The following is a 25,644-nucleotide window of genomic DNA, read 5'->3' on the forward strand; positions in this document are numbered from 1 at the left end:
GTGAAAATCAGCATCGACGAAGCGAAATGCGTCGGCGCCGGGCAGTGCGTGCTCGCCGCCCCCGAGGTATTCGACCAGCGCGACGAAGACGGCATCGCCGTGCTGCTCACGCAGGAGATCGCGCCCGCTCAACACGAGGCTGTCCGGCAGGCCGCGCTGCTGTGCCCTGCCTTGGCGATCGAAGTGGATGAGCCGTGACGCTGTCGCGGGTGGTCGTCGTCGGCGCGTCCGCGGCCGGCTTCACCGCGGCCGAAACGCTGCGCCGCGAAGGATTTTCCGGACAACTGACAGTGATCGGCGCAGAACCCCACCCGCCCTACGACCGGCCGCCACTGTCCAAACAGGCCTTGCGCGGCGAATGGGGCGTCGAGCAGATCACGCTGCGGTCAGCCGGCGTGTTCGACGCGCTGGACGCGGAATGGCTGCTCGGGCAGGCGGCCGCCGGCCTGGACGTCGCCGGACGGGCGGTCGAGCTGGCCAATGGCACGCGCGTGCCGTTCGACGGCCTCGTCATCGCCACCGGGGTCCGCCCGCGCCGCCTCCCGTTCGGACACGACCTCGCCGGGGTTCGCGTGCTGCGCGGGTGGGACGACGCGATCGCCCTGCGCGATTCCCTGCACGCAGGCGCGTCGGTCGTGGTCGTCGGCGCGGGCTTCCTCGGCGCCGAGGTCGCCGCCGTCGCCAGGGGTCTCGGATGCACCGTCTCGCTCGTCGATCCGCTCGACGCGCCGATGGTGCGCCAGCTGGGCCCCGCGATCGCGACCCGGCTCGCTGATCTCCACCGGGAACACGGCGTCGACGTGCACTGCCACACCACCGTGGTCGGATTCACCGAGCAGCACGGCCGCGTCGCCAGCGTTCGCCTGGACGACGGCCGCACGATCCCCGCCGATGTCGTGCTCGTCGCAATCGGCTCGGCACCCGCCACGGAGTGGCTGCGCGACAGTGGGCTGCCACTCGGGGACGGCGTGCTGTGCGACGAGTACTGCCAAGCCGCACCAGGCATCGTCGCCGCGGGCGACGTCGCGTCCTGGGTGCACCCAGACCACGGGCGGATCCGCATCGAGCACCGGATGAACGCCACCGAGCAGGGCATGGCGGCGGCACAGACGCTGCTCGGGCAATGGATGCCGTTCGCCCCGGTGCCGTACTTCTGGACCGACCAATACGACGTCAAGATCCAGGCGTACGGCTTGCCGTCAGGCGAATTCACCGTGGTGACCGGTGATCCGGACCGCGGCCGCTTCGCCGGGGTGTACCGCCGGGACGGCCGCACCACCGCCGCGTTGGCCTGGAACCTGCCGCGCGAGGCACGGGCACTGCGCGCACGGCTGGCCCCGCCGCGGGCCGCATCGAACGAAGGGACCGAAGCATGACCGACACCGTCCTCTACCGGGCTTCCGACGGCGTCGCGACCATCGCGATGAACCGCCCCGAACGCCGGAACTCGTTCAGCGTCGAGATGGCCGACGGGTTGCTCGACGCCCTGGAACGCGCGGAGAACTCCGCCGACGTCGGGGCCGTCGTCCTGACCGGAGCCGGCGGGAACTTCTCCGTCGGCCGCGACAACGGCGACGCTGCCCCGCCGCCGTACCCGCCGGGCGATCACCTCGCCTTGCGCCCCAGGCTGATGCGCTTCACCCGGATGGTCACGTTCATGTACGAGATGAACACCCCCACCATCGCGGAGATCCGCGGCGGCTGCGCCGGGGCCGGCCTGTCGCTCGCACTGGGCTGCGACTTCCGTTACGCCGCAACCGATGCCGTCCTGAGCACGGCGTTCGTCAAGGTCGCCTTCGCCGGTGATCTCGGCGCGGCCTGGCATCTGACCCGGCTCGTCGGGCCTGCCCGGGCCAAGGAGTTGCTGCTGCTCTCCCCGAAACTGCGCGGCGTTCAGCTCCTGGAGGCCGGGCTGGTCAACGGGGTCGTGCCCCCGGAAGAGCTGTCCGCGACGGTCACCGCGACGGCCACCCGGCTGGCCCGGTCTTCGCCGACCGCGATCGCTTCGGCCCGACGGAATCTCCAAGCGGCACAGACTCTTTCCCTCGGGGATTACCTGCCACTGGAGGCGGACCAGCTCGTGGTGTGCGCAGCCTCGCCCGATACGGAGGAAGCGCGGCAGGCCTTCCTCGAGAAGCGAGCTCCGCGCTTCCGGACCTCCGCCGGATCGCAGCCGTGAACCCGCCGGGCCCGCTCGCGGGCGTGCGCGTCCTCGAGCTCGGCGGCATCGGGCCCGGTCCGTTCGCGGGAATGCTGCTCGGCGATCTCGGCGCGGACGTCGTCCGCATCGATCGGCCGCGCGACGCCGGACAAGCAGGCAGCGAGCCGATCCTGCACCGCAATCGCCGTTCCGTCGCCGTCGACCTGAAGCATCCGGACGGCGTCCGCGTCGCGTCGGCTCTCGCCTCGAACGCGGACGCGCTGATCGAGGGCTTCCGTCCCGGGGTGGCCGAACGGCTGGGCCTGGGACCGGAGGCGATGCTGGCCCGCAATCCGCGGCTGGCCTACGGCCGGATGACCGGCTGGGGCCAGGACGGTCCGCTGGCCGCCGAACCGGGGCACGACATCAACTTCATCGCGCTGACCGGCGCGCTGCACGCCACCGGATACGCCGACGAACCCGTCGTCCCGCTCAACCTCGCCGGCGACATGGCCGGCGGCATGCTGCTGGCGCTGGGCCTGCTCGGCGCCGTGGTGTCCGCGCGCGCGACCGGCCGGGGTCAGGTCGTCGACGCCGCCATGACGGACAGCTCGGCCGCCCTGCTCGCGATGGTCTACGGCTTCCTGGCCAAAGGCCGTTGGCAGGACGAACGGGCGGCGAACCTCATCGACGGTGGCTGCCCGTGGTACGGCGTCTACCGCTGCGCCGACGGCAGGCACGTGGCCGTCGGAGCCGGAGAACCGCGAAGTTACACAGGCCTGCTCGAGACACTCGAACTCGGCGGCGACCCGGATTTCGCCGACCAGTACGACCGGGCCGCGTGGCCGGCCATGCGCAAGAAGCTGACCGAGGCGTTCACCGCCCGCGCACGCGACGAGTGGGCGGTGGTGTTCGAGGACCGGGAAGCCTGCGTGACCCCCGTCCTCTCGCTGGCCGAAGCACCCCGCCATCCGCACAACGTTGCACGGGGCACGTACCGCACGGGCGCGCACGGCTCCGTCGAACCAGCGCCTGCGCCCCGGTTCTCCGGCACTCCCCTGCCCGCGCCGCAGGCCGCACCGCTCGTCGGCGCCCACACCGACGAAGTACTGACCCACGCCGGGTTCAGCCCTGAAGCGATCGCCGAGCTGCGCGCCGGCGGCGGCGTCGGCTGACCCCGCCTCCCGCAAAGGACGGATCACAATGCAGGAATCGAGCCGCAAAACGGCCCTCGTCACCGGAGCCGCCCGCGGCATCGGCCGGGCGATCGCACTGGAACTCGCGCACGACGGCTACGACGTGGCCGTCGTCGACCTCGACTTCGACGGCTACCGCGAGTTCGGCGACGACCAGGCCCAGCCCGTCACCGCCGAACTCCAGGCCGCGGGAGCCGACGTCCTCTCGGCCCAGGCGCCGACCACCGACGCCGCGGCCCTGACGACGCTGGCCGGGCAGATCACCGACCGCTGGGGCCGGCTCGACGCCCTCGTCTGCAACGCGGGCGGCGGATCCGGACCGCTCGACGGCAACCTGGCGTCCGCGATCGACCTGGAACAGCTCGATGACGTGCTGCGCAGGAACCTGCACGGCACCATCGTGACCGTAACAGCGGCGCTGCCGGCTCTGGCCCGCGCCGCAGAACCCGCCATCGTCACGATGGGATCGGTGACCGGCGTCCGGTCCGGCGACGAAGGCGCCTACGCCCACTATGGGATCGCCAAAGCCGCGGTCATGCACTACACGCGGTACCTGGCGAAAGACCTAGCGGCGCGCGGGATCCGGGTCAACTGCGTGGCGCCCGGCCCGATCGCCACCGGCCGCGCCCGGCTCCGCATCCAGGAGATCGCGGCCAGCGACGCGGAGCGGGCACGCGAACTCAAGGACGGTCTCGGCACCCCGGAGGAGGTGGCCCGGACCGTCCGGTACCTCGTGTCGGCAGGTTCTCGGTCCATGTCCGGGCAGATCGTCCACCTGCACCGATGAACCCGGCCTCGTTCGAATGGCTGTTAACATCGAGCCGTGCGCAGGGAACGAGCCGGGGAGGACCTGCACCCGATGACGAGCGTCCCGCCGAAGACCACGCGTCCGCGCGACCGGAAGCAGCAGATCCTGTCGGCGGCTTCGGCGCTGTTCCGCGCGTCCGGCTACCACAACGTCGGCATGGCCGACATCGCCGAGGCAGTCGGCATCTCCGGCCCCGCGATGTACCGGCACTTCGGGTCCAAACAGGATCTTCTGCACGCTTCCCTGGTCCGAGCGATCGACCAGGACGCGGACACGTTCCGCGGCAACTACGAGACCCTGCGCGAGATGCTGTCCGCCGTTGCCGAAGCCATGCTCCACGAACGCCACGCCGGCGTGCTGTGGGAACGAGAACTCTCGCACCTGCCTCCCGAGCAGCGGCTGGAGTTGCGCACTCGCTACGTCGAGACGATCGAGCCGCTCCGCGACGCGATCGCCCGGCGTCGCCCGGAACTTCCCGCCGTGGCAGTGGAACTGCTTCTGCGGGTGACGCTCACCGTGTTCGCGTCCATGAGCCACCACGCGGGCAAGCTGGAACCCGAGCGGGTCCGCGTCCTGATGACCGACCTCGGGCTGCGGGTGTGCGATTCGCCGGTGCATCCGGCGGACGAGCCCGAGCCGCGCAGCCCGCGGGCCCCGCGTGGACGGTTGCTGCCTGCGTCCCGGCGGGAAGCCGTGCTCGCGGTCGCCACCCGGCTCTTCGCCGAGCGCGGCTACGACGCGGTCGGCATGGAGGACATCGGCGCGGCCGCGTCCGGAATGACCGGACCGAGCCTCTACTACCACTTCGACAACAAGGCCGCGATCCTCGTCGCCGCGTTGACGCGCTGTCTGGAAGCGATGCTGTTCGACCTGTCCGCGGCGCTCGAACTGGCGGACGAGCCGGGCGAAGCGCTCGACACGGCACTGCAGTCGTTCATCCGGATCAACCTCGAGCACGGGGCCGCGATGAGCTCGCTGCTCAACGACATCGTCAGCGTTCCCGAAGACCAGCGCCAGCAGGTGCGCCGGATGCAGCACGACTACGTGACCGAGTGGACCGCGCTGCTCACCGGCCACGCGCCGCACCTGGAGCCTGCCGAGGCGGAGCTGTTCGTCCACGCGGCCCACAGCGTGGTGAATTCGTTGCGGCACAACCGGGAAATGTGGCTTCGGCCGGCTTCCCGGGACGAGCTGGCGTCGTTCGGGCGGCTCGTACTGGGCCTGCCGGACGCTTCCCGCCCGGCGAACTGACGCCTCCCCGCCGTACGGGACCCGTCTGTCAACCGCGCCACCCGCACCGTTTCGGTCCTGGTCGGTGCGGCGGTTGCCGTCGCCCACGCTCTGACGGGCCGCCCGGCCCGCTGAGTGCCGCCGCCCCCTGCCGTCCACAACACCAAAAGTGATCGGCAATTCAATACGCCTGAACGGAAAACGTCAGTACTGAAGGCAACAAGTTAACAGAGAATAGACAGAAGTATTGCCAGGGTCGGCCTGGCGTGCTTCAGTTCAGGCAGTGGCCGAGCCTCCGGCGGGACCTTTCCCGCGGGGCTGTCGCCGCGACTTCCGAGGGGCTTTCCCGCCCCGGTCACCCCATCTTCCGAGGAAGGTCGCCAATGACTGTCGACCGCACGACTCCGGTCGCCCTCTCATCCGGCCCGCAGCCGCCGCTCGTCCGGCGCCGCGCGTGGGCGATGGTGGCCGTGCTTTTCGCGTTCATGGTCCTGAGCTTCGCCGACAAGGCCCTCGTCGGCCTTGCCGGAGTCAACCTGCTGCACGATCTGAACCTAGACGCCGGCCGGTTCGGCATCGTGCAGAGCGGGTTCTTCTGGCTCTACGCCGCAGGCGCCATCCTGACCGGGCTCCTGGCCCGGGCGGTGCGAGCCCGTTGGCTCCTCGCCGGCGTCGCGTTCCTGTGGTCGCTCAGCCTGCTCCCGATGGTGTGGAGCAGCAGCTTCGCTGTGCTGCTGGGCACCCGCATGCTGCTCGGTTTCGCGGAGGGGCCGACGGCGGCGCTCGCCTTCGGCATCACCCACAGCTGGTTCCCGGCCGAGCGGCGCGCACTGCCCACGTCCCTCGTCACCGCCGGCGCCTCCTTCGGCCCACTGCTCGCGGCGCCCGTCATCACCGCGGTGATCATCCACGCCAGCTGGCGCGCCGCGTTCGCAGTCACCGCGATCGCCGGATTCGTCTGGGTCGTGCTCTGGCTGCTCGTCGGCCGGGAAGGACCCGAGAACGTCGCGCGGCCGACGGAGTCCGAGACGCTGCCCGAACGCATCCCGTACCGGCGGCTGCTGACGTCCGGCACCGTGCTCGGCGTCGTCGTTCTGTTCTTCGCCACCTATTGCCTGGTCGCCACCAACGTCAGCTGGCTCCCCCTCGTCCTGCGCCAAGGGCTGGGTTACGACGCGACCACGACCGGCTGGCTGGTCACCGTCCCGCATCTGTGCGGCGCGATCATGATGATCGCCTTCGGCGCCGTCTCGCGAGCACTGACCAAGAAAGGCGTCACGAACCGCGCGGCCCGCGGGCTGCTGTCCTGCGCGCTGGTCGCGCTCGGGGGCCTATGCACTGCGCTGTGGCCCGCCGTCGACAGTGGTCCGCTCCAGATCACCTTGCTGACACTGGGTTCGTCGCTGTGCGTCGGTGCCCAGGGTGTGGCCTGGTGTCTCGTGTCCGACGTTGTCCCGGCCAAGCAGCGTGCGGCTTCGATCGGGTTCATCGTCACCTGCTACAGCATGGGCGGCGTCATCGCGCCGCTTGTCCTCGGCAACCTCGTGAACAGCGCCGCCACTGCGCTGGCCGGCTACCAGCTGGGCTACCTGGTGCTAGGCATCGTCTTGCTGGCCGGCGGGCTCGTCGGCGCCAAGCTGATCAACCCCGAACGCACCGTCGCGGCCCTTTCCACGGCCAACTGACCATCCACACTCCACGAAGGACTGATGAACGTGACCGAACACTATGCGGCGTACGAATTCCTGAACTTCCACCGAGACGGCCAAGTCCTCACCATGGAGTTCAACCGGCCCGAGGCCTACAACGCCATCACCATCCCGATGCACCAGGAACTCGCGCGGGTCTTCGCGGAAATCCGCCACGATGACACTGTGCGCGCAGTCGTGCTGACCGGGCACGGCAAGGCGTTCTCCGCCGGCGGAAACCTGAAGGGCGACCGCAAGGGCGCGGGGCCGGAGCTCGACGCCTTCTTCGCCGACGCGCGCAAGCTGATCACGGACCTGCTCGAACTGCCGCAGCCGATCATCGCGGCGATCAACGGCCCCGCCGTCGGCCTCGGCGCGACCATCGCGCTGCTCTGCGACGTCACGATGATGGCGAGCACGGCGATCATCTCCGACCCGCACGTCACGGTGGGCGTCGTCGCCGGGGACGGCGGCCTGATCGCGTGGCCGTGGCTGGTCGGCATGTCCCGGGCCAAGGAATTCCTGCTGACCGGCGACAAACTGTCCGCCGCGGAAGCCGCGCGGATCGGGCTGGTCAACCGCGTGGTGGAACCCGAGCAGCTGGCTGCCGAAGCCCACGCACTGGCCGTCCGGCTCGCCGACAGTCCGTGGCGGGCGGTACAGGGCACGAAGGCAGCGCTCAACCGGATCTTGCGCGACACGGCCAACCTGGTGCTGGACGCGGCGCTCGCCACTGAGAAGGAGTGCTTCGCCTCGGGCGATCACGCACGCGCCGTCGAAGCGTTCCTCGCCGCGCGGGAGAAGAAGGCCCCCACCGGAGCACGCGCGTGACTTCCGCGGAGAAGGACATCTCACGGTGGTTGGAAGTCAAGCCGCGGCGGTGAGAGGGGGTGGAAACGCGCGGTGTTCGTCGAAGAGTTGACCGGTGTGGAGGCAGTGGTGGAGCTGGCCGAGGAACTTGTTGAACAGGTGCCGTTGGGCTTGGTGGTTCCAGTCGCCGGTGGCGCGGCGGGCGTCGAAGTGACGGCGTGCTCCGGGGCTGGCTTTGAGCGAGGCCAGTGCCCAGATGCTGCCGACGGCAGCCAGACGCCGGTTTTTGATGTGCCGGTGCATGACTACCGTTTTTCGACCGTAGGCCTTCAGGCCCCGTGGGTCGGGGAAGCGGGTGCGGTCGTCTCCGATCTCGGCGAGCACCCGGGCGCCGGCAAGCAGCCCGAGGCCGGGGAAGCTGGTGATGGTTGTGGCGTCCGGGTGCTGTTCAAAATGGGCTCGTGCGGCCTCCGCGAGTTCTTCGGCGGAGTTGCAAGCGGCAGTGAACTGGGCCAGCAACGCGGTGAGCTGTATCCCCATCGCCTCTTCGACGGTGCCCGGCTGGCGCAGCTGTTCAGTGCGGAAGATGCTGTGGAGCCGTTCCACATCGGACTCGACGTTGCGGCGGCGGCCGGCCTTGACCAGCAGGCGGCGCAGTTGTGTTCGGGTCAGCTTGGCCGCGGTGGCGGGGCTGGGGGCGGCGGTCAGGACGGTGCGGGCATCGACGCGGGCCAGGCCGCCGTCGGGGAGTTTGGCGAAGGCTTCGATCGCGGCGGGGAAGAATTCCTTGAGCAGCGAGCGAATCTGGTTGCCGAGTTGTTGACGTGCCCAGACCGCGTCCTGCTGGGCGCGGGCCAGCACCCGAATGGCTTGGGCCAGGTCGCTGTCGGCGGGCAGCGGGCGGTGGGCGGCGGCGTCGGTGCGCACGATGTTGGCCAAAAGCACCGCATCCGCCGGGTCGGACTTCGCGCCGGAAACCTGGTGCCGGGAGCGGTAACGCGACGCCGACAGCGGGTTGATCGGATAGATCATGCGGTCCGTGCAGCGCAGCGCGGCGATCAGGAGGCCGTGGTCGGTTTCGATGCCGACCGGGATGGGGTTTTCCGGGGTGTCGTCGGCCTCGGCCAGCAACTCCAGCAACCGCGCGAAACCGGTGGAATCGTCGGTGACGCGGCCCTTGGTCACGACCGTGCCGGTCTCGTCGACGACCGCGACACCGTGGGTGCGTTCACCCCAGTCGATGCCGCAGAACAGATTCACCAAGTCACAACTCCCTTGTCATCGCAGGGAAAACGCCTGGGTGGGGTCACGCAGCGCCCTAATCGCGGGACTCGTGGGTCCGTCATCTCACTAGCCGTCCGTGACTCCAGCGCACGGCAGGAACCTCGCGCTGTCGAAGAGCTCACGGCTCGGGAACACATCGGGAGGTCACCTCCTGCGGCGGGCTCAAGCAACGAACATCCCACCACGACGATCAGCCAATCCACCGGCAGTGCGCCGTTCTTTCGTAAGACGTCGCACGTCAAGAGGAAGCCGGGCGTCACGCCGGTGGACCAACCACGACCAGCCACAGTCGCGCCGCTCTTTCTCTAGACGTCGAACGTCTGGACTAACACGGGCGTCAACAACGGCTGGAAGACCAAACCAACCCAACTACACGATTAGGGTTGACAGTGACCGAAAACGCATCGAGCCTGTGTGCGATCTTCCAAGCCACCGCCGCCGCGCGGTCCGACGAAATCGCACTGCGCTCTTCGGACGACGCCATCGCCATCACCTGGCGCCAGTACGCCGAACGGGTCCGCCGCATCGCGGAGGGACTGGCGTCACTCGGCGTACGCCGGGGCAGCACAGTCGCGCTCATGCTGACCAACCGGCCGGAGTTCAATCTCGTCGACGCCGCGATCATGCACCTCGGCGCGGTGTCGTTCTCGGTCTACAACACGTATCCGCCGGACCAGATCGCCTTTCTGTTCTCGAGCGCGCAGAACCGGATCGTCGTGTGCGAGGAGCAATTCCTCGGCAAGGTCCGGGCGGCCGGGGCCCAAACCGAGGTGAAAACGATCGTCTGTCTCGACGCCGAAGCCGACGACGTGCTCAGCCTGCGGGAGCTGGAATCCCGCCGGGAGCCCGGTTTCGACTTCGATGCGACGTGGCGGGCCGTCGAGCGCACGGACCTGCTCACGATCATCTTCACCTCGGGCACGACCGGCGCGCCCAAGGGCGTCGAGCTTACCCACGGCAACGTCCTGTTCTCCGTCGGGGTCAACCTCGGCACCCAGCGGGAGATCTTCGGCGCGGGCCACCGCGGCAGCGTGCTGTCCTACCTCCCCGACGCCAATCTCGCCAACCGCTGGGCCGGGCACTACGTGCCCATGGCGAGCGCGGCCACGGTCACCACGGTGCGCAACGGCCGGACCGTGCTCGACGTCCTGGCCCAGGTGCGCCCAACGATGTTCACCGGCGTGCCGATGATCTGGTACAAGCTCAAGTCGGCCGTCGAGGAGGAGATCGCGCGCCGCCCCGCATGGCTCCGATCCTTGACGCGGCTCGCCCTGGCGCTCGGTGCCCTTCAGGTCCGCGCCGAGGTCGCCGGCACGACCGCGGCGCCGCACGTCCGGCTCCTGCACCCGCTCGCCGACCGCGTGTTCCTCAAGCCGCTGCGCCGCCGGTTCGGGCTCGACCGGCTCGGCTTGACCACCTCCGGCGGCGCGCCGATCTCCCCCGAGGCGCTGCAGTTCTACATGTCGCTCGGCGTCCCGCTGTGCGAGGTGTGGGGCATGACGGAGGCGTCGGCCTCCGGCGTCGGCAACCAGCCCGGCCGGCGACGGCCGGGGACCGTCGGCCAGCCGCGGCCAGGGATCGAGATCCGGCTGGCGGACGACGGCGAGCTGCTCTTCCGCAGCCCGGGCGTGATGCGCGGCTACCGCAACGACCCCGAGAAGACCGCGGAGGCTCTCGACGCGGATGGATGGTTGCACACCGGCGACATCGCGACCGTCGACGCGGACGGCTACGTGACCATTGTGGACCGCAAGAAAGACATGATCATCAATTCGTCCGGGAAGAACATGTCCCCGGCCAACATCGAGAACGCGCTCAAACTGGAATGCTCGCTGATCGGCTCGATCGTCGCGATCGGCGACGGCCGCCCGCATGTGACCGCACTGATCACGCTCGACGCCGAAGTCGCCTCCGCGTTCGCCAATTCCCACGGGCTTGACGGGAAAGACCCCGTCTCGCTGTCCGGCAACCCCGATATCCGGACAGCCGTGTCCGAAGGCGTGGCCAAAGGCAACGCCCGCCTCGCTCGGGTGGAACAGGTTCGCAACTTCACTATCCTGCCCGTGTTCTGGGAAGCCAACGGCGACGAGTTGACCGCGACGATGAAGGTCCGCCGAAAGGTTGTGTCCGAGAAGTACCGGAGGGAAATCGAATCGCTCTATGCCAACCTCGACCAGCTGAAAGCGAAATGACCTCACTGCTTGGGTGCCACTAGTCGGCACGTGCCGGTGGATCAATCCTGCGGCGCGAGCAGGACGATCGGAATCATGCGGTCAGTCAACACCCTCGATGACTGCCAGACCGTCGACACCAAGACCAAGAACCGCACGACGGGTGTCAAGGGCAATGTGGCCTGCATTTCCCAGCTGCGGCTCAAAGAAAGGTCGCCCCCCGAGGGAACGGTGCAGGTCCTCGAGTGGTGCGCCCCCGACCAAGTCATCCTGACGCGCCTGCGCAGCGTCTCCGATGTCACCCCGAACTTGGCCGCGATCGAGCAGATCGCCGCCCACTCCAAGTCGTACTCACCACGATGCTCGGCCACCAGCCGCACCGCGCACTGCCGCACCTCCACCGGGTGCTTCGAAGGTCGTGCCACGACTCCATCCTTCCTCACAGAACAGAGCCTCCACCGCCCCAGGACGGTTCAACCAGCGGCGTCCCAGGTTCCACCACCCGCACCGTCACGCAAGACGAGGTTGGAAGAACCTCAATGAAAGTTGGATGTCCAATTTCCATCGAAATCGCGTCCACCCCGTCGAGAACCGCAGGCGCGGCACCAGATCAGGGGACGCCGGCGGCGACGCGGAAGCCCGTGTTCCCGCTGGAGCTGTCGGGGCTGTTGGCCGTGCGGGCGGCGACTCGGTAGCGGTTGCAGTACGAGGTGTGGCACAGGTAGGAACCGCCGCGCATGGGCCGCGCCTGAGCGGTGTCGTCGAACCAGTCGGCGCACCACTCCCACACGTTGCCCGCCACGTTGTGCAGCCCGTGCCCGTTGGGTTCGAAGGAGTCCACCGGGGCAGTACCGGAGTAGCCGTCCTCGGCGAGGTCCTTGACCGGGAACCGGCCCTGCCAGATGTTGCACCGGTGCACACCATCCGGGGTGAGTTCGTCGCCCCAGGGGTACCGGGCCTGATCCAGACCGCCCCGCGCGGCGTACTCCCACTCGGCCTCGGTCGGCAGGCGGAGCCCGGACCACTGGCAGAACGCGGCCGCGTCGCGCCACGAGACGTGCACGACGGGATGGTCCTCGCGGCCCTCCAACCCGCTGCCCGGACCTTCCGGGTGGCGCCAGGTCGCACCGGACACCCCGCACCACCACGGTGTCTGCTCCGGACGCGGGGAGATCTTGCGCAGCTGCGCCGGGATGAACTTGGCGAACACGTAGCTCCAGCCGAACCGTTCCGCGTCCGTGCGGTACCCGGTCGCGTCGGCGAACTCGGCGAACCGCTCGTTCGACACGCAGTACGGGTCTATCACGAATGGCGCGACTGCCACCTCCCGCACCGGCCCTTCGCCGTCGGAAGGAAACCCGTCGCGGTCACCGGTGCCCATCCGGAACGTCCCGCCAGGCAGTACGACCAGACCGGAAAGATCGACTTCACCCCGGAAAGCCACCTCCGCCGCCGCGTCGGGCTGCTGTTCGGCATCCGACGGCGGACAACATCCAGCCACCGCTGCCCCCCTCCGTTCCTCGCCGGTGGCCGCCGCCGGGGCACCCGCCACCTCCGGCACCGAACCGCCAGCCAAGCGCCGGCAGGCGCTTTCAAACCCACCCACGCAGCTTGCCCCGCACCGCCACGCAAGACGAGGATGGAAAACCCTCATTGTTCCGGGGGTGCCATGCCCAAGCCACGGCACCCCCGGGACCGCACTACTCGTTCTTGGAATTGGCGCTCTCGATGATCCCCTTGATCAGCTCGGTGATATTGGCGTATTCACCGCCTGCGAGTGCTCCGAGCATGCCGAGGCGTCCGACGGGGAACGACTCCAGCATCTTGAACACGTCCACGCCCTCGGGCAAGACCGAGACGATGTCGCCTGCCCTGCCGGCCATCTCGCCCATCGCCGATAGCGCGATCGGGCCGGCGACAGGATGTGCGAGGAGATCACCGAGCGACGAGGCGTTCGAGAGAGGCAGGACCACCTCATCGCCGCTGATCTCAACAGACGCCGACGAGCGAATGTCCCGGCTCGAAGCAGCGACGTCCACTGTGTACTCGCCGCCTTCGACGATCCAGCGGTCGACACGGATGTCCCAGTAAGCCAGGTCCTTTCGCCGCACGACCAGCGATACCTCGCGCGACTCCCCCGCCTCCAGCGCGACGGAGGCGAAGGACTTGAGCTCGCGCACCGGCCGCTGCACCTTCGCGCCCGGGAGTGACGTGTAGACCTGCACGACCTCGCGTCCCGCGCGGTCACCGGTGTTGGACACCGTGACGGTCACGTCGATGTCACCGTCAGCGCGCACCGCGGCCGAGACGTCGCCGTACTCGAACGTCGTGTACGACAGCCCGTGGCCGAACGGGAACGCCACGTCCATGCTGCGCGCGTCGTACCAGCGGTAACCGACGAACAGGCCCTCCCCGTACCGGACGTGCGAGAAGTCGCCGGGGAAGTCGAGGTATGCGGGGGTGTCCGCCAGGCGCAGCGGGATGGTCTCGGTGAGCTTCGCCGACGGGTTGACCTCGCCGAACAGCACATCGGCCGTCGCACCGCCACCGGCCTGGCCCAACAGCCAGCCTTCGACGATCGCCGGAGCGTTCTCGGCGAACGGCAGCGCCACGACGCCTCCGTTGGAGAGCACGACCACCGTGCGCGGGTTGGCTGCGAGCACCGCGTCGAGCAGGTCGAGCTGCTCGGCGGGCAGGTCGATGTCCTCGCGGTCGTAGCCCTCCGACTCCAGACGTGCGGGCAGACCCAGGAACACGACCGCGGTATCGGCAGCGGACGCGGTGGCGACGGCCTCTTCGCGCAGCGCCGCGGTTTCGTCGGCCGATACGTCGCGAGCGAGGCTGAAGCCCTTCGCATACGTCACTTCGCTCGTCGCGAGCGCGCGGATCTCGTCCAGCGCGTTGTCGAGACGCGTCGGATTGATCAACGACGACCCGGCACCCTGGTAGCGCGGCTCGGCGGCGAATGCGCCGATGACGGCGAGCGACGCGTCGTTCGCGAGTGGGAGCAGATCGCCGTCGTTCTTCAGCAGCACGATCGACCGGCCCGCGGCCTCGCGCGCGAGCGCGTGGTGCGCGTCGACGTCGAGCGGGCCCGCGACCGCACCCGCCCCGGCCCGGGCCTTGTGCACGAGGTCGAGCACGCGGCCTGCCGCGGTGTCCAGCACCGACTCGTCCAGCGAACCGTCCTTCACCGCCGCCATGATCTGGGCGTCGGTGACGCCGTTCGACGACGGCATTTCGAGGTCCATGCCGGCCGCCAAGCCCAGGACACGTTCGTTGACCGCACCCCAGTCCGAAACGACCAGCCCCTCAAAGCCCCACTCGTTGCGCAGCACCTGCGTGAGCAGCCACGGGTCTTCCGAGGTGTACACGCCGTTGATGCGGTTGTACGAGCACATGACCGTCCACGGCTGGGCGTCCTCTACCACGCGCTGGAAGCCCCGCAGGTAGATCTCGCGCAGCGGTCGCACGTCGACGTCCGAACTGGACCGCATGCGGTCGTGTTCCTGGTTGTTCGCGGCGAAGTGCTTGAGCGAGGCGCCCACTCCCTTCGACTGGATGCCGCGCACCATCGCCGCGCCGAGCACACCGGCGACGACAGGATCCTCGGACAGGTACTCGAAGTTGCGGCCGCACAGGGGCGATCGCTTGATGTTGATGCCCGGACCGAGCAGCACCGCGACGTCCTCGATCGAGGTCTCGGTGCCGAGCGCCGTGCCGACGCGGTGCACGAGCTCAACGTCCCACGACGAGCCGAGCCCGACAGCGGGCGGGAAGCACGTTGCCAGCACGCTCTCACCCATGCCGAGGTGGTCACCCCCGTCGGGCTGCTTGCGCAGACCGTGCGGGCCGTCGGTGACCATGATCGACGGGATACCCACCCGCTCGGCCGCCTGCGTGTGCCAAAAGTCCGCGCCGCTGGTCAGGGATGCCTTCTCCTCGAGCGTGAGATCGGCGACCGAGTCGGGCAACCCCGTCGCGGGTGCGGTGCTGTCTGCCATCACTTCCTCCTCCGTATCCGTGGTCTCCGCTGAGTCATGACATGTCTGACGGGTGCCGGGCACCGCTGCGCAGTCGAAATTCGGGGACGGGCTTCCGGGCTCAGCGGACGGTTCGGATGAACTGGTTCACGATGGCGCCGATGATCGAGATGATGGCGCCGCCGACGAACAGTGCGGCGTAGTTGCTCGTCCCGCCGCCGATCATCAGGAACAGCGGCGCGGTGACCGGCACGAGCGTCTGCGGGAGCACGTTCGCGAGGTGGAGCACGGCCATGTCCTTGGCGACGTCGTCGCGGGAGGGCAGCACCTCCACCATCAGGGCCTGGTCGACGGCCAAGTAGACGCCCATCGCGAGTCCTGCGACCACGGCGGAGATGACGAACACGTTGAAGGTCGGCGCGTAGGCGGCGACGATGTGGGCGATCGAGATGATAACCGCCGAAATGAGCACGAAGAGTTTGCGGCGGCCCAACCGGTCGGAGACGCGACCGAGCAGGATGCTGGCGGGAATGGCCGTGATCGCGTTGATCAGGGTGAGCAGCAGCACCGCCGGGCCGACATTCGCCTGTGTGTAGCCGAACCGGTCGAGCAGGAAGTACAGCTGGTAGTTCGCCAGCGTCATGTTGCCGAAGAGGACCAGCAGGCGGGAGACCCAGGCCAGTGCGAAGTCGGGGGCCTCGCGCGGGCTCGTCCAGAACGCCTTGAGGAAGGTCAGCAGGCTGAACGTCGGCACGTCCTCGCGTCTGAGACGCCGGTCTTTCAGGACGAGCAGGAACACCGTCCCGAAGAACAGCAGGAAGACCCCGGGGATGAGGATGGCGGTCGTCAGGTCGGGCAGGAGCAGTTGCGCCAGGAAGGCGCCGCCGACGCCGGCGAGCACCTGGGTGATGCCGATCAGACCGGAGACGCTGCCGAGCTGCCGCCTCGGCACCTGGTCCGGGACGACCGGGTTGAGCCCGGCGAGCAGGATGTTGAAGGTCAACTGGGTCAGCGCCCAGGCGAACACGAGCAGCAGGATGTTGCCGGCCGCAGCGAGCAGCAGCAGGCTGGCCGCGCCGGCGATCATGCCGCCGAAGATCCACGGCTTGCGCATCCCGAACCGGCTGGTGGTGCGGTCGCTGAGCGCACCGAACACGTTCTGCGCGACGAGGGCCACGAATGCGCCGACCCCGAGCACGAGAGAAAGGCTGGTCGCCTTCCCGCCAGGATCGATCTGGTTCACCTTGAGGGCCAGCGTGATGCCGGTCGCCGGCAGCAGCGCGGTCCAGGCGCCGAGGAAGGCCAAGAACAGCGACGTCTGAAATCCGGCCGACACGGGTTTGTCCGGGTGCTGCCCGGACTCGGCGGCGCCGACGGGCCGGGCACGCTCGTCAAGCGGCGCTTGCACTGGCTGAGAGGAGCTTTGGTGGTCCACGACGGCGTGGCCTTTCTCCAACGTCATCCTCGCGGGGACGAGAACCAACCGCATATATACCGAGCACTCGGTAGGTAGCGCAATAGTCAGCGGCGATACGATCCAGGTATGACCGATGCCGCTCCCACTGCTCACCTGAGGCCACGCGCGCGACGCACCTCACCCGAACAGCGCCGAGCCCAGATCATCGAGGCGGCCGCCGCCGTCTTCGGCCAGCAGGGCTACCGGCAGGGTTCGCTCAAGACCGTCGCCGACGAGGTCGGCCTGACCATCCAGGGCCTGCTGCACTACTTCCCCACCAAGGAAGAGCTCCTCCTGGCGGCGCTGGAGCACCGCAACGCGCTCATGCAGCGCGCACTCGAAGAAGAAGCGCTGACGGACGGCGGACTCGCGGCCTGCCGGTCAGTACTGCAGCGAAACCTGGAAAACCCTGGATTCATGCGGCTTTTCGTCACGCTCTCCGCAGAAGCAACCGATCCCGACCATCCCGCACACGAGTACTTCATCCATCGCTACAAGACCGTGCACGCCGGGTTCGCGCAGCACTTGCGGGCGGACGCGGCGAAAGGCCTGCTCGCCGAGGACGTTGATCCGGACGCCGCCGCCGCGAAGCTGATCGCGCTGATGGACGGGCTCCAGCTCCAGTTCCTCTTCCGGCCCGAGATGGATTTGCTCGACGTGTTCGAGCAGGCCATCGCCCCGCTGCAAGCCCAGGCATAGCGCGACCGGCCACCGCTCTGCTATATCTACCGAGCACTCGGTAGATATAGGAGGCGTGGCGTGCGCACTGCCCCAGAACGGCCGAACGTTCTCTGGATCGTCGCGGAGGACTGCCCGCCCTGGTACGGCTGCTACGGCGATCCGAGGGCATCGACCCCGGCCATCGACGCCCTCGCCGCCCGCGGTGTGCTCTACGAACGCGCCTACTCCCCCGCCCCGGTGTGCGCACCATCGCGCTTCGCCCTGCTGACCGGTGTCGCGCCCGAGAGCCACTCCCCCGCCGACCGGATGCGCGCCGCCGCGGCTCGCCCGGACTGGATGGCAACCTGCCCGGAGCTCCTCCGCAGCGCTGGGTACTACTGCACCAACAATGCGAAGACCGACTACAACCTCGAGGTGGACGCGACCGCGATCTGGGACGAGTCGTCCCGCACCGCGCACTGGCGGGACCGGCCCGCCGAGTCGCCGTTCTTCGCCGTGTTCAACTACGACCCGACGCACGAGTCGTCGATCTTCGACGAGAATTCCAGCCTCGCTCGGGCTATCGCGCAGCTCATCGAGAAGCCGGACCCCGAGCCGCCGGGTCCCACCGTGCCGCCCGAAGCGATCCGCGTCCCGCGCTACCTGCCGGACACCCCCGAGGTGCGCGCGGACTTCGTCCGCTACTACTCCCTCGTCGCCCGGCTGGACGCGTTCGTCGCCAACTTGCTCGACCAGCTGGCCGAGGACGACCTCATCGAGAACACCGTCGTGCTCCTCACCTCGGACCACGGCGGCGTCACCCCGAGGAGCAAGCGGTACCTCTACGACGAAGGCCTGCACGTGCCGCTCCTGGTGTCCGCACCGCCGCACTTGGCCGAGCGCCTGGCAGCCGCCGGATCCCGGCACCCCGACCCGGTCTCGACGCTGGCCATCCCCCCGACCCTGCTCGAACTCGCGGGCCTACCGGTCCCCGATCAGATGCGGGAGCCCGCGCTCACGGCGCCGACCGCCCCAGCGCTCGCGTTCGGCGGACGCGGCCGGATGGACGAGCGCTTCAGCCTCGTGCGCACGGTCCGCAGCCGCCGCTTCCGCTACCTGCGCAATTACACGCCGCACCGCCCGGTGATCCAGCATCAGGCCTTCGCCTGGAACGCGGCCGGCTTCCGCTCGTGGGAGCAGGAGCACGCCGCCGGGCGGCTGACGCCCGAGCAGGAGCGCTGGTGGCGGCCCGCCGACCCGGTCGAGCTCTACGACGTGGATGCCGACCCGGACGAGGTCGAGAACCTGGCCGGACGTCCCGAATTCGCCGAGGTCGAGGCCGAACTGCGGGAAGCACTGCGCGAACGCATCCTCGCCGGCAACGACAACGGTTTCCTGCCGGAGGACTCGCCCCTCCTGGGCTGGGACGCGACCCGCGAGCCCTGCGCCTACCCCTTGGAACGGATCCTGTCCCTCGCCGACCGAGGGCTGGACCGCGACCCGGCCGCGCTCCCAGACTTCCTGACCGCCCTGACCGACGACGACGCGACCGTTCGCCGCTGGGCCGCTATCGGCATCCTCTGGCTCGCGCCCGCCGCTGTCGACGCAGCAGCCGGACTGCGCATCGCGCTCACCGATTCCGAGCCGTCCGTCGTCGTCCCCGCCGCGGAAGCGTTTGCTCGGATCGCCGGCGACGAAGACGCGTACACCGCTCTCGCCCGCGTCGCCGCTTTGGAAAGCGCACCATGGGCGCGCCTCGAGGCGATCAACGCTCTCACCCACCTGGACCTCGACCGGGTGCGCCCGCACCGCGCTGTCATCGACGCGGCGGCCGAGTTGGGAGGCGAGTACCTCGGCAACGCCGGGCGCTACCTCCGGCTGCAGCTCGACGGCGAGTACACACCGGACGCACCAGTGTTCGACCCCATGGCATTCCTGGCCGCCGTTCAACGCTGAGGTCCGTCCACTGAGGATTTTCCATCCTCGTTCTGCGTGGCGGTGCGGATGCCGTCACCGACCAGGAGGAAAAACAGTCACGAACGGATTGACGCTTGTTGTGTCACAGGTTGTGGAGTGCGTACGACCAGGCGGGCTGCTCACTGCCCCTCTCGTCGATTTCGGTCAGTGCTCCCAGGACCCAATAGGTGATCTGCCCTCGCTCGGAACTGGCCGGGGGCAGAATGCTCCGCATACGCAGCCCGGTGACGTACAGAGCGACCATGGTGAGGAAATCTACGAGGCTGTGCGCGGCGGGAAGGCCGGCGAGGTGATCCTCGCCCGGCTTCGTGGGAACGCGCAGGACGTGTCCGGTGGGCCCGTCGATGACGAGCTTGCCGCCCATCCACTTGCCGATCTGGAAGAAGGGCCCGCTTTCCGGGACGGGCTCGATTCCCTCGGGCCAGGAGGGCAGCTCGTCGAGAATTTCGGTCTCCCAGTTGCCGAACGGGAAAAGCCCCATGGCCCCTTCGTTCATGTACGGCAGACCGAAATCAAGGAGAAGTTCGCGCGTCGCCGCATGGGTGAGCCGATCCGGAAGGTCCTCGGCCTCGATGGGATAGAGCGCGTCCTCGCCGAACAGAGCGATGAGGTCCTCGTGACTCGGCGCCGGCGAGTCGATCGGACTGCACCGGCCCGCGTCCGCGTAATCCCAGCTCAGGGGTTGCAGCCGGGCACCGAAGTCGGAGATGTTCACGCCGTCCGCGGGCTTGACGGCGATCAGTCCCAAGTCTCCCGCGAAGACGACGGCTTCCCCCACGGCCAGCGGCACGCAGGGCAGCATGAGAGCGCGCTTGTTTCGTCGGGGCGACGACGAGGCGAACAGCTCTCGGACACGAGCAGGCGCGGCGGAGCCGCTCCCGGGTGACGCGGGCCAGGTGAGTTCTGCACGATGCGCCGCCGGAATCTCGTCGCTTTCCCAAGGGTGGGCGACACGCTCTCCCGTCTCCACGTCCCAGATCGAGACATACGGCTGCTGTGCACCGTCCACCGTCCGCTGCTGCAAACCGGCAATGGCGGGTCGCCCCTGCCAGCGCACCTCCGCCAGGGCGGCAAATCTCCCGGCCCGCAGATAGCGCGCGTGATAGCCACCCGGTGGCCGCCAATGGGCCCACTTGACCTGCCAGGGCAGTGCCACACCAGACGCAGCGACGGCGGACGCGAATTCGAGATCGTCGCGCGAAAGCGCCATGAGGTGCAGCCACGAAGCCCACTCCGTCTGATGCCGCGGTGTGACTCCCCACCCCCACAGATGAATCGCGTCGGCGGCAGCCGTGTTTCCGGGGATGAGGAAGCTGATGCTTCGTGCCGCGTCCATGAGTGCCGTTTGCGGCAGATTGGCGATGACGCGTCCGTCCCGAAGAACTTCGTAGTACGTTCCTGCCTGTACGGCGTGCATGGCGAGCCCAGTGGCCGCGTACAGGCCGACGGCACCGCCTTTGGCCCACCCCTCGGGGTGGCGAAAATCCGAAGCCGAGCGCATCAGCCAACCAGCCAACTGGCTATGGACGCGGCGGAGTTCGGCCGATTCGACCTCCTGACGCAAGGTCTCGGCCAGGCCCTCGTCGACAAAGGAAACCCCGAGAGGTCCGAGCCGAAGAATTCCGGACCCCTCCCTCGCGAATTCAGCGAGCTCGTCTTCGGATGCCGCTTCACCGGTCAGCGCGGTGACGAGTTGGGCCCAGACAGGGACGGGCACGAAGCGGGGCTCGGCCAGTGCCAACGCCTGCACGGCAACGGACTCCGTTGCCGCCGGCGGATACTCGACGGCTGCCGCGGACAGCCGAAACACCGCTCTGGGATCAACGTGGGCCGGCAGCAACTCGGGAACCACATGGACCACCACGGCCAACTTGCCACGCGCCAGCCACGGAAGGGTCGGGGTCACCAACCGCTCGGCCTCGTACGACCGCCGTGTCGGCCCGGCGCGGTGGGCGTTGACGACCAGCAGCAACCGCTCCTCGGGCCACGAGCCGAGCGCGAAACGCCAGTCGTCCCGCTTGTCCGCGGACAGATCGACGCCAAGTGCCGCAAGGGCCTGCTGCATGACCTGCTCGGCGGTGAGGCCGGTGGCGTCGACGAGAACACTCCCGGGCAGGTGCTCGTGCACCTCCCGCATGACGGCCGAGGCGTCATTGCCGGCCGGAGAGACGAGGAAGGCGACTTGGCCACCGTGCTCACCCTCACGCCACCATGCGCCGACGCGACCGGCGATCTCTTCCTCGGGGATTCCGGGGGTATCGGTGGTTGGCTCGGACATGGTCCTCCTCGTTGCGCGATGCCCCCCGACCCTCCGCGTGGCCGCATGCGAATGGCACCGGGCTAATACTGTCGCATGACCCGGACCAGAGGTGCGGCCGGCAGAAGTCTGCGGTGGCGGCCTCAGGCCGGGGCAGTCGCGACGCGTCTCAGCATCACGATCCAGTCGTCCTCGCTCGGCCAACCCGTCAAGTCGGCGAGCTGCCACGTCTCGTCGCCCACGGGGAAGGTCTCACCAATTCGGAGGGTGTGCTTCCGCTCCCCGGTGGCGTGCTGTACTAGGCAAAAGCCTTCCAGCCCTCAGGCGGCCGCCCTAGCCATTGGGCCGGCGCAGGCTGCGGTACAGCTCGATCGCGGAGTCCGGCGGAAAGTTGGGGACATAGGTGACGGCTCCATCGCTTTTGGAGATCACCATGTGACTGCCACCCAACGGCGCCTGAGTGCCGGGCGGCGGCGGGGGCATGACGGCGTGGACGAGGAAGCCGATGTCGAACTCCACCGTGTACAACGGCGCCGGTTTTCCTTCCAGATCCAGTACTTCGAATCGGGCGCGAGCGGCAGCCAATGCCTCTTCGGCGGTGGCGGGGATGGGCTGTACCGGTTCCGGCGCGCCGGGGTACGACACGGACTCTCTCCTATCAGTGGAGGGGCGGCTGTGGGCAGGCGTGAGCCGATCGCCGATCCACCTCAGATCGCCCGCCTGGACATACGAAGACGTGCACGCCTGGGCGACATCCGCAAAGAGTACCAACGCGCAGCCTGACCTCGATGGATGACACCACCGGCAAGCGCAGGGCCAGCGAACGGTCCGTCGCGGCGACCACCGCAAGCGGGACCAGATCCAGGTCGCAGTGCCCCAACGCATGTCTGGCCCCATCGAACGGGTCCGAACTGGATCTGGCCAGCAGCGCCACCCCGCACGAAAACTAACAACGTTTGTTAGCTGCATCACTCATCTCGTCGTAAGGAGCGCCGAGCATGGTGAGCGAGAAAAGTACGGACGATGCCTCGCGCCGCAGACGCATGTCGAGAGTGGCGATGGCGAGCTTCGTCGGCACGACCATCGAGTGGTACGACTTCTTCCTGTACGGCACGGTGGCCGCCCTCGTCTTCAGCCAGCTGTTCTTCACCAGCCTCGACCCGGCCACCGGGACCATCGCGTCCTTCGCCACCTTCGCCGCCGGATTCCTGGCCCGCCCGATTGGTGGCATCGCATTCGGCTACTTCGGGGACCGGGTGGGGCGGAAGGCTTCGCTGATCGCGTCGCTGAGCCTGATGGGCGTCTCGACGTTCCTGATCGGAATCCTGCCCACTTACAACGCGATCGGCGTCCTGGCCCCGGTGCTGCTGTCGGTTCTGCGGTTGCTGCAGGGATTCGCGCTCGGCGGCGAGTGGGCGGGAGCTGCGGCACTCGCGACCGAGCACGCCGATGACCGCAGGCGCGGCTTCTACGGCGGATGGGTGCAGATCGGGTCGACCGCGGGCAGCGTCTTGTCCACCGCCACCGTCCTCCTGCTGACCACCCTGCTGGACAAGGAATCGTTCCTCGCCTGGGGGTGGCGAACGCCCTTCCTGCTCAGCGCGATCCTCGTCGTCGTCGGCATGTTCATCCGGCTGAAGGTGGAGGAAACGCCGGTCTTCCAGCAGATGCAGCGGGAAGGTCGCACCGGCCGACTTCCGCTGGCTGCGGTCTTGCAGCGACAGTGGAAGACCGTGCTTCTCGTCATCGGCATGCACCTGGCCAACACCACGATCGCCTACCTCACGGGCGTGTTCCTGCTGTCGTACGGAACCCAGCAGATCGGAATGGAGTCGAACACCGTACTGCTGGCGAAGTTCGCCTCGGGCCTCCTGCTGATGATCGTGGTATCGATGCCGGTGGCCGCACTCGGCGACCGCATCGGGCGACGGCCGGTGTACCTCGCCGGAACGATCGGCTTGGTGGTCACCGCGTTCCCGACGTTCTGGCTGTTCGACACCGGAAGCTTCCCGCTGGTCCTGCTCGGCATCATCCTGATCGGGCTGGCGAACGTGCTGATGTACCAGACCCAGGGCGCGTTCTTCACCGAGCTCTTCGATCCCGACGTCCGCTGCACCGGTGCGGCGCTCGGCGTCCAAGTCGCCACCGTGATCGGCGGCGGCACCGCTCCGATCATCGCGACCTCGCTGCTCGCGTTCAGCCACGGCCGGTCGTGGCCGGTCGCCGCCTACCTGATCCTCATCGGATTGATCTCCACCGCATGCACGCTGCTGGTCAAGGAAAGCCGCCCGGTACCGCCAGGACAGCGGTCCGAGGTCGTCACGGAAGGTGTGATCTCACGATGACGAGCGCCGACATCGTCTTCCTCGGCGGAACAGTGCTCACCGTGGACCCGCAGCGGCCGACGGCCGAAGCGGTCGCTGTCGCCGGGGAGCGGATCCTCGCAGTTGGTAGCGCGGAGGAGGTGCTGGCTCGCAGGGGATCGAGAACCCGTGTCATCGATCTCCACGGCGCCTGCCTCATGCCCGGCTTCGTCGAGGCGCACGGTCACCCCGTGCTGGACGGAATATTGCGCAGCGGAGCCCTGACCGACATCCGGCCGGTCACGCTGCCCACCGCGGCGGAAGTCCTGGACCGGATCAAACGCGAGCTGGATTCAGGCGAGGATCGCGTCGCCCACTTCTTCGGCTGGGACGGTCTCCTGCAGGAAGGGTTGGGCACGCCCACGAGGTCTTGGATGGACGAAATGGCTCCGGATCGTCCGTTCATCATCACGCACAACTCCGGACATGCGGTGTACTTCAACGGCTTGGCGGCACGGGCGGCGGGTCTCTCGAGCGCGACCGAGGATCCACCCGGCGGGAGCTTCGGGCGGGACTGCGATGGCGAGTTGACCGGAGTCGCGTACGAGAGCGCAGGCTGGCACCTGCGTGCGCTGACGGCGCACCGGCAAGACGAACTGGTTCCGGTGCTGGCCGCGGAGTTCGCCGCGCTTTCCGCGGCCGGGGTCACGACGATCTCCGACATCGGCTTCGACCCCTCCCACCGCTGGGCCTTCGACCAGGCCGCGCGCGACGGTGTGCTGACCGCCCGGGTACGGATGTACGAGAAGGCCGGGCCTGCTCTGCACAGCGAGGTTCCGCTGGAGAACGGCGATGACCTGGTCAGGCAGATCGGCATCAAGATCTGGTGCGACGGCTCGCCCTGGGTCGGCAACATCGCCACCAGCTTCCCGTACCTCAACACCCGGCAGACGACGGCGATGGGCCTCGGCTGCGATCACCGCGGGCACCCCAACTACACGCCGGAGCAGCTGAGGGAGATCAGCGAGGCGTACTTCCCGGCCGGCTGGCAGTTGGCCTGCCACGTCCACGGCGACGAAGGCGTGGACATGGTGCTCGACGTGTGGGAAGAGCTGCTGGAGCGCCATCCGCGGCCGGACCACCGCCTGCGCCTGGAGCACTGCGGAACGATGACGGCCGAGCAGTACGCCCGGGCGGCCCGCATCGGCGCAACGTGCAGCTTGTTCGTCGATCACCTGCACTACTGGGGGGACGTGCTCGTCGACGGGCTCTTCGGTCCGGAGCACGGCGCTCGATGGGCTGCGGCCGGATCCGCAGTACGGGCTGGACTCCGCATCTCACTGCACAACGATCCCCCAGTCACCCCGGAAGAACCCTTGCGCAACATCGCCGTGGCGACGACACGGCGATCGCGCAGCGGCCGGCTGATGGCGCCCGAGGAGCGGCTCACCGTGGATCAGGCGATCCGGGCGCAGACCATCGACCCAGCCTGGCAGCTGTTCTGCGACGACCAGATCGGCTCCCTCGAACCGGGCAAATATGCGGACCTCGTCGTGTTGTCCGCCGATCCGCTTCAGGTACCACCCGCGGAAATCGCCGGTTTGGAGGTTCGGGCGACCTTCCTCGGTGGACGTCAGGTGTACGGCGAAGCCGTTTGACGACGAGCGCACGAAGGTCGGGA

The 25,644-nt window shown here is 68.5% G+C and carries 20 protein-coding genes and 1 pseudogene; 13 read left to right on the forward strand and 8 right to left on the reverse strand.

The features are described 5' to 3' along the window. From AC07EQ_RS05760 to AC07EQ_RS05795, 8 genes are all read left to right on the forward strand, one after another. Window positions 1–198, forward strand: a complete 198-nt coding sequence (locus AC07EQ_RS05760) for a ferredoxin (RefSeq protein WP_478386768.1) — start codon at window positions 1–3, stop codon at window positions 196–198. Then, on the forward strand, window positions 195–1,376 hold the full coding sequence (locus AC07EQ_RS05765) for an NAD(P)/FAD-dependent oxidoreductase (RefSeq protein WP_478386769.1): 1,182 nt from the start codon (window positions 195–197) through the stop codon (window positions 1,374–1,376). Before AC07EQ_RS05760 ends, AC07EQ_RS05765 begins: the two co-directional genes overlap by 4 nt. Continuing rightward, window positions 1,373–2,179 carry an enoyl-CoA hydratase/isomerase family protein gene (locus AC07EQ_RS05770; protein ID WP_478386770.1) on the forward strand — a complete coding sequence of 269 codons (807 nt, stop codon included), beginning with the start codon at window positions 1,373–1,375 and terminating at the stop codon, window positions 2,177–2,179. Before AC07EQ_RS05765 ends, AC07EQ_RS05770 begins: the two co-directional genes overlap by 4 nt. Next, complete coding sequence (locus tag AC07EQ_RS05775; protein ID WP_478387068.1) at window positions 2,167–3,315, forward strand: CaiB/BaiF CoA transferase family protein; 1,149 nt, start codon at window positions 2,167–2,169, stop codon at window positions 3,313–3,315. The genes AC07EQ_RS05770 and AC07EQ_RS05775 overlap by 13 nt, the downstream gene beginning before the upstream one ends. Before the next feature lie 28 nt (window positions 3,316–3,343). Further along, a complete protein-coding gene (locus tag AC07EQ_RS05780; protein ID WP_478386771.1) occupies window positions 3,344–4,123 on the forward strand; it encodes an SDR family NAD(P)-dependent oxidoreductase in 780 nt (259 codons plus the stop codon). Between the two features lie 36 nt (window positions 4,124–4,159). Next, a complete protein-coding gene (locus tag AC07EQ_RS05785; RefSeq protein ID WP_478386772.1) occupies window positions 4,160–5,395 on the forward strand; it encodes a TetR/AcrR family transcriptional regulator in 1,236 nt (411 codons plus the stop codon). Window positions 5,396–5,757: 362 nt separating this feature from the next. Beyond that, the gene (locus AC07EQ_RS05790) at window positions 5,758–7,059 is read left to right on the forward strand and encodes an MFS transporter (protein ID WP_478386773.1); all 1,302 of its coding nucleotides are present in this window, start codon (window positions 5,758–5,760) and stop codon (window positions 7,057–7,059) included. A gap of 24 nt (window positions 7,060–7,083) precedes the next feature. Next, complete coding sequence (locus tag AC07EQ_RS05795; protein ID WP_478386774.1) at window positions 7,084–7,893, forward strand: enoyl-CoA hydratase/isomerase family protein; 810 nt, start codon at window positions 7,084–7,086, stop codon at window positions 7,891–7,893. A gap of 36 nt (window positions 7,894–7,929) precedes the next feature. Here the strand turns inward: AC07EQ_RS05795 and AC07EQ_RS05800 are convergent, their stop codons facing one another. Next, window positions 7,930–9,132 (reverse strand): IS110 family transposase, encoded by a 1,203-nt coding sequence (locus AC07EQ_RS05800; protein WP_478387070.1) that lies wholly within the window; start codon window positions 9,130–9,132, stop codon window positions 7,930–7,932. Window positions 9,133–9,545: 413 nt separating this feature from the next. Between AC07EQ_RS05800 and AC07EQ_RS05805 the strand changes: the two genes are divergently transcribed. Further along, a complete protein-coding gene (locus AC07EQ_RS05805; protein WP_478386775.1) occupies window positions 9,546–11,348 on the forward strand; it encodes an AMP-dependent synthetase/ligase in 1,803 nt (600 codons plus the stop codon). Window positions 11,349–11,596: 248 nt separating this feature from the next. Here the strand turns inward: AC07EQ_RS05805 and AC07EQ_RS05810 are convergent. The 4 genes and pseudogenes from AC07EQ_RS05810 to AC07EQ_RS05825 all read right to left on the reverse strand — a co-directional run. Beyond that, window positions 11,597–11,752, reverse strand: a pseudogene (locus tag AC07EQ_RS05810) (IS3 family transposase); the annotation flags it as partial. Window positions 11,753–11,937: 185 nt separating this feature from the next. After that, entirely contained in the window at window positions 11,938–12,828 is an 891-nt protein-coding gene (locus tag AC07EQ_RS05815; protein WP_478386776.1) for a formylglycine-generating enzyme family protein, read from the reverse strand. Between the two features lie 199 nt (window positions 12,829–13,027). Further along, the gene (locus tag AC07EQ_RS05820; protein WP_478386777.1) at window positions 13,028–15,331 is read right to left on the reverse strand and encodes a glycoside hydrolase family 3 C-terminal domain-containing protein; all 2,304 of its coding nucleotides are present in this window, start codon (window positions 15,329–15,331) and stop codon (window positions 13,028–13,030) included. Between the two features lie 100 nt (window positions 15,332–15,431). After that, window positions 15,432–16,880 (reverse strand): MFS transporter, encoded by a 1,449-nt coding sequence (locus AC07EQ_RS05825; protein ID WP_478386778.1) that lies wholly within the window; start codon window positions 16,878–16,880, stop codon window positions 15,432–15,434. Here AC07EQ_RS05825 and AC07EQ_RS05830 point away from each other — a divergent pair. Both AC07EQ_RS05830 and AC07EQ_RS05835 read left to right on the forward strand, forming a co-directional pair. After that, window positions 16,854–17,465 carry a TetR/AcrR family transcriptional regulator gene (locus AC07EQ_RS05830; RefSeq protein WP_478386779.1) on the forward strand — a complete coding sequence of 204 codons (612 nt, stop codon included), beginning with the start codon at window positions 16,854–16,856 and terminating at the stop codon, window positions 17,463–17,465. The genes AC07EQ_RS05825 and AC07EQ_RS05830 overlap by 27 nt on opposite strands. Before the next feature lie 60 nt (window positions 17,466–17,525). Then, window positions 17,526–19,382: a sulfatase-like hydrolase/transferase gene (locus AC07EQ_RS05835; RefSeq protein ID WP_478386780.1), complete on the forward strand. Its 1,857-nt coding sequence runs from the start codon at window positions 17,526–17,528 to the stop codon at window positions 19,380–19,382. 103 nt (window positions 19,383–19,485) lie between these two features. Here the strand turns inward: AC07EQ_RS05835 and AC07EQ_RS05840 are convergent, their stop codons facing one another. The 3 genes from AC07EQ_RS05840 to AC07EQ_RS05850 all read right to left on the reverse strand — a co-directional run bounded on the left by AC07EQ_RS05840 (window position 19,486) and on the right by AC07EQ_RS05850 (window position 22,305). Beyond that, window positions 19,486–21,681, reverse strand: a complete 2,196-nt coding sequence (locus AC07EQ_RS05840; RefSeq protein WP_478386781.1) for an SUKH-4 family immunity protein — start codon at window positions 21,679–21,681, stop codon at window positions 19,486–19,488. Between the two features lie 122 nt (window positions 21,682–21,803). Then, a complete protein-coding gene (locus AC07EQ_RS05845; protein WP_478387071.1) occupies window positions 21,804–21,977 on the reverse strand; it encodes a DUF6406 domain-containing protein in 174 nt (57 codons plus the stop codon). Between the two features lie 16 nt (window positions 21,978–21,993). After that, window positions 21,994–22,305, reverse strand: coding sequence for a hypothetical protein (locus AC07EQ_RS05850; RefSeq protein ID WP_478386782.1), 312 nt, complete (start codon window positions 22,303–22,305; stop codon window positions 21,994–21,996). A 413-nt stretch (window positions 22,306–22,718) separates the two neighbouring features. Here AC07EQ_RS05850 and AC07EQ_RS05855 point away from each other — a divergent pair, with 413 nt between their 5' ends. Together AC07EQ_RS05855 and AC07EQ_RS05860 are read left to right on the forward strand one after the other, a co-directional pair. Then, a complete protein-coding gene (locus AC07EQ_RS05855) occupies window positions 22,719–24,005 on the forward strand; it encodes an MFS transporter (RefSeq protein ID WP_478386783.1) in 1,287 nt (428 codons plus the stop codon). Next, a complete protein-coding gene (locus AC07EQ_RS05860; RefSeq protein ID WP_478386784.1) occupies window positions 24,002–25,621 on the forward strand; it encodes an amidohydrolase in 1,620 nt (539 codons plus the stop codon). The genes AC07EQ_RS05855 and AC07EQ_RS05860 overlap by 4 nt, the downstream gene beginning before the upstream one ends. Window positions 25,622–25,644 lie beyond the last annotated feature (23 nt).

Source organism: Saccharopolyspora sp. NPDC045839 (assembly GCF_056431645.1).